Raw genomic sequence first — 3,834 nt, 5'->3', positions numbered from 1 at the left:
ACACAACAAAACACTCGCACTGCCCGCCGCACAGACGTGATCACAACACCAGCCGCTACCCCAGCACGACCTCACGCTAATCACCCACGAGGTCGTTACCAGGGCGCCGGCGCCACCGTCCGCATCCCCTATTACCACCACCGCGAACACCCCGCCCACTACCAGCAGTACAACCGCGACCACGCCCGATTCCGAGCCCCCTGGCGAGGGAGCCTTCACCAAGCTCAAGCAATGGCGCATCCTCTGAGCCCGCTGCTCGACCAACCCATCAGCCGCACCGTCCAAGCCATCCACACCCTCCTGACCTGCGACTATGGAGGATGAAGGCGGTCAGTCAGGCACTTACTGAGGTTTGGGTGGGGTCGGTGTATGCAGGGACAGCCTGGTCGCCGTAAGGCAGCCGTCACGAGGTGGGCCCTGTTCTGGATTTTGCGTAACTCTCGGCGGAGTGTGCGGTTGAGGTCGCCAGGCGTTTCGAACGCGGTGTTGGCCATCGTTCTCCGCGAACCGGGCCCCGGTCTGCAGCCGGATCTTCTTCCGAAAAGCCCGACGCTCAACGGCACCCTCCGGACAACGCATACCAGCGGCATGCCGCAGGGATCATGACCCGTCGACGACAACCCGAAAACCTCAGTAATCAGGCGGCTTTTAGCGTCGCAGCTGCACTGTCGAGCAGCATCTCCAGAGCGGTCGGGTAGGCGCTATCGTTCATTCGTTCGATTAGTAGTGGAGCTGTGGCTGAGATGTTCGGGTGTGTCTCGCGGGGGAGCCGGGCGTAGGTGGCGCGCCAGACTTCCTCGTCGGCTGCACGGGCCGCTTCCGGCAGAGCAAGGCTGGCGGCGTCGAGGGCGGCGAAGGCGAGGGTCTGGTCGATGAACGCCTGGTAGATACGTACTACGTCGGGATCAGGTAGGCCGGTGGAGCGCAGGATGCCGAGGATCATCTCGTCGCTGGTGATCTCGTTGGCCCTGCCGCTGACCCGGTTGGCGGTGAGGACAGCCGCTTCCGGGTGGTTGAGATAGGCGGTGTGGATGCGCAGACCGAGCTCGCGCAAGTCGGTGCGCCAGTCGCCGGTGGCCCGCCAGCCGCGCATGGCGCGTCCGATCAGTTCGTCGGCGATGGCCAGCGTCAGGTCGTCGGTGCCGCGGAAGTAGCGGTACAGCGTGCTGGGGTCGGCGCCGAGCGCCATGCCCAGGCGCCGCACGGTCAGCCCTTCCCGGCCGTGCTGGTGCAGCATGCGCAGGGCGGTCTCCACGATTAGCTTCTCTGTGAGGACGACGCCCTGTTTGGTGGGTCTCCTGCGTCGCCGGTCCGTCTCCGGCACCACTTTCTTCGCCATGACGACTACCTCCTCCGTCCCTAAAGCTTATATCAACGCGGTTGACGATATTTGGGGCGGCCGGCCCGTTTATTGCGCATCCGGGGGCTTCAGCCTCGCCTCCACGGGGAAGGACACTTTCATCATGCGAGTACTGCTTGTGGGCGCGGGCGGCGTGGGCACCGCGATCACCAAGATCGCCGCCCGCAGATCCTTCTTCGATCACATGGTCATCGCCGACTACGACGTCTCCCGCGCCGAAACGGCCGTCGCCGCATTGGGCGAGGGCGAGAAGCGGTTCAGCGCGGCGCGTATCGACGCCTCCGACCAAACTGCGGTCGTCGCCCTGCTTGAGCAGGGGCAATGCGATGTCCTGCTGAATGCCACGGATCCGCGGTACGTGATGCCCCTGTTCGAGGCGGCGCTGGCGGCAGGGGCGCATTACCTGGACATGGCGATGTCGCTGTCCTCCCCCCATCCGGAGCGCCCGTACGAGGAGTGCGGGATCAAGCTCGGCGACAGGCAGTTCGACCGCGCCGCCGAGTGGGAGAAGGCCGGCCAGTTGGCGCTCGTCGGGGTCGGTGTGGAGCCCGGCCTCTCAGACGTCTTCGCCCGTTACGCCGCCGAGGAGCTCTTCGACGAGATTGAGGAGATCGGGGTGCGTGACGGCGCAAATCTGACGGTCGACGGTTACGATTTCGCGCCGTTCTTCTCGATCTGGACGACGATCGAGGAATGCCTGAATCCGCCGGTGATCTGGGAGAAAGACCGCGGCTGGTACACCACGGCGCCGTTCAGCGAAGCGGAGGTCTTCGACTTTCCCGAGGGCATTGGCCCGGTCGAGTGTGTCAACGTCGAACACGAGGAAGTCCTGCTGATCCCGCGCTGGGTGGACGCCAAGCGGGTTACGTTCAAGTATGGACTGGGCGATGAGTTCATCGAGACCCTCAAGACCCTGCACAAGCTGGGCCTGGACCGCACAGAGACAGTAACCCTGCCCGGCGGCGCCGAGGTCTCCCCGCGTGACGTCGTCGCGGCCTGCCTGCCCGACCCGGCCACGCTCGGCGACCGGGTACACGGCAAGACTTGTGCTGGCACCTGGGTGAAGGGCACCAAGGACGGCCATGCGCGCGAGGTGTACCTGTACCACGTCGTCGAAAACCAATGGTCGATGCACGAGTACGGCTCGCAGGCTGTGGTCTGGCAGACAGCCATTAACCCGGTCGTCGCCCTGGAACTGCTGGCGAACGGCACCTGGACCGGCACCGGCATCCTCGGCCCCGAAGCCTTCGCCCCCCGCCCGTTCCTGGACCTGCTGACCGCATACGGCTCCCCCTGGGGCATGCGCGACGGGTGAGACCGCCGACGCCGCAAGGTCCCGGTCCGGCAAAGGGCGGATCAAGCCCTCCCATACTCTGCCCAAGCTGAGGATCAAATCCGGCTTACGAGCTGGTGCGTGATAGCGGGTGAGGTGTCGTGCCAGGCAGGTGGCATGATCCGGGTGTGGCGATCACGGTCAATCGGGCAGTGTTGGCGCATCGGCTGTTCATGGGACTCCCCTGGCATCATCTCGCCTGCTTGGTCGAGGAGTTGGCCGTGCCGTGGCAGGGGCGCTGTCATGCTGCGCGAGGCGGTGTCAGGAAGCGGGCAGCTCGATGCCCTCGGCCTGAGCGTGGGCAAACACATCCGCCAGTCCGAACACGCAGGCTGGAGGACTGTCGGGGACCGCGCACCCCCCGTTCGGCCAGGGGCGTACGCGTCTGGAAGCTCCTGGTTCGGCACGGGTGATCTTGGTCGTGAACCCGTCTAGCAGCCGCTTCTTCACGTCCAGCCACCGTCCCTCCACCCAACTACCCACCTCACCGGTTAGGTTGGAAAAGACTCCGCGGCATGAGAGTCGCTGTAGAGGACGCAGCATCCTTGGTCGGATCACATGCTCAGACGAAGGCCCCTGCATACGGAACAGTTACCGCTGCCAGGTGATCAAGTACGAGAAGCCGTTCCACACCCGAGGTTAAAAATCAAGCTAGTCACGATCGTGGACGGCCGGTGACCCGTGGTCCGAGTAGCAGTGACTTCCGTCATAGGGCGAATCACCCGGGGTTCCTGGCTGTCTGTCAAATTGCATGAAAATTGGGGAACTTCGAACCTCTGGTGGAACAGTTGCCTTGCTGTGCATGAGTATTCAATTTTGGGCTGAGCCTGGGGCCAGTGATACAGATTCTGCTGGCTCGCCAGTGGGATGCCCCAAAGCCTCAGGCGGGGCATGTGCCGGGGACTTACGGGTGAATTTCGCACGCACAACCACTTGCACAGTTTTCCGAGAGGAACTTGAATGCGCATCACACGCCGCGTCGGTCTTGCACGCGCCGCTACTATCACACTTATTACCGGTGGCGCCGCTCTTGCTCCCGCTGCCTCCGCCATAGCTGGCGAAGCGCCGGCACCGGCCTACTCCTCCGGTACTGCCGGGGCAGAGGCGGAAGCTGAGTCGAATGCCGGTGCCGGGGGGTGGG

Annotated in this window: 2 protein-coding genes and 3 pseudogenes; 3 read left to right on the top strand and 2 right to left on the bottom strand. The window is 64.3% G+C overall.

The features are described 5' to 3' along the window. Positions 1-96 precede the first annotated feature (96 nt). Positions 97-324: pseudogene (locus ABZ070_RS35950) on the top strand (IS5/IS1182 family transposase); the annotation flags it as partial. Between the two features lie 313 nt (positions 325-637). On the opposite strand, the gene ABZ070_RS35945 reads toward ABZ070_RS35950, so the two are convergent. Next, positions 638-1,339 carry a TetR/AcrR family transcriptional regulator gene (locus tag ABZ070_RS35945; RefSeq protein WP_356640249.1) on the bottom strand — a complete coding sequence of 234 codons (702 nt, stop codon included), beginning with the start codon at positions 1,337-1,339 and terminating at the stop codon, positions 638-640. A gap of 124 nt (positions 1,340-1,463) precedes the next feature. Here ABZ070_RS35945 and ABZ070_RS35940 point away from each other — a divergent pair, with 124 nt between their 5' ends. Together ABZ070_RS35940 and ABZ070_RS35935 are read left to right on the top strand one after the other, a co-directional pair. Beyond that, the gene (locus ABZ070_RS35940; protein WP_356640251.1) at positions 1,464-2,675 is read left to right on the top strand and encodes a saccharopine dehydrogenase C-terminal domain-containing protein; all 1,212 of its coding nucleotides are present in this window, start codon (positions 1,464-1,466) and stop codon (positions 2,673-2,675) included. Positions 2,676-2,866: 191 nt separating this feature from the next. Beyond that, a pseudogene (locus ABZ070_RS35935) lies at positions 2,867-2,968 on the top strand (IS5/IS1182 family transposase); the annotation flags it as partial. Here the strand turns inward: ABZ070_RS35935 and ABZ070_RS35930 are convergent. Beyond that, positions 2,967-3,093 (bottom strand): annotated as a pseudogene (locus tag ABZ070_RS35930) (IS5/IS1182 family transposase); the annotation flags it as partial. The pseudogenes ABZ070_RS35935 and ABZ070_RS35930 sit on opposite strands and share 2 nt — an antisense overlap. Positions 3,094-3,834 lie beyond the last annotated feature (741 nt).

Origin of the sequence: Streptomyces sp. NPDC006283, from assembly GCF_040613325.1 — a bacterium.
Lineage (GTDB): Bacteria > Actinomycetota > Actinomycetes > Streptomycetales > Streptomycetaceae > Streptomyces.
The sequence above is the reverse complement of the archived record's forward strand: the minus strand, read 5'-3'. Positions and strand labels throughout refer to the sequence as shown.

Coding starts and splice junctions, on each gene's coding strand:
- ABZ070_RS35940 (WP_356640251.1), top strand. CDS start 1,464: ATGCGAGTACTGCTTGTGGGCGCGGGCGGCGTGGGCACCGCGATCACC.
- ABZ070_RS35945 (WP_356640249.1), bottom strand. CDS start 1,339: ATGGCGAAGAAAGTGGTGCCGGAGACGGACCGGCGACGCAGGAGACCC.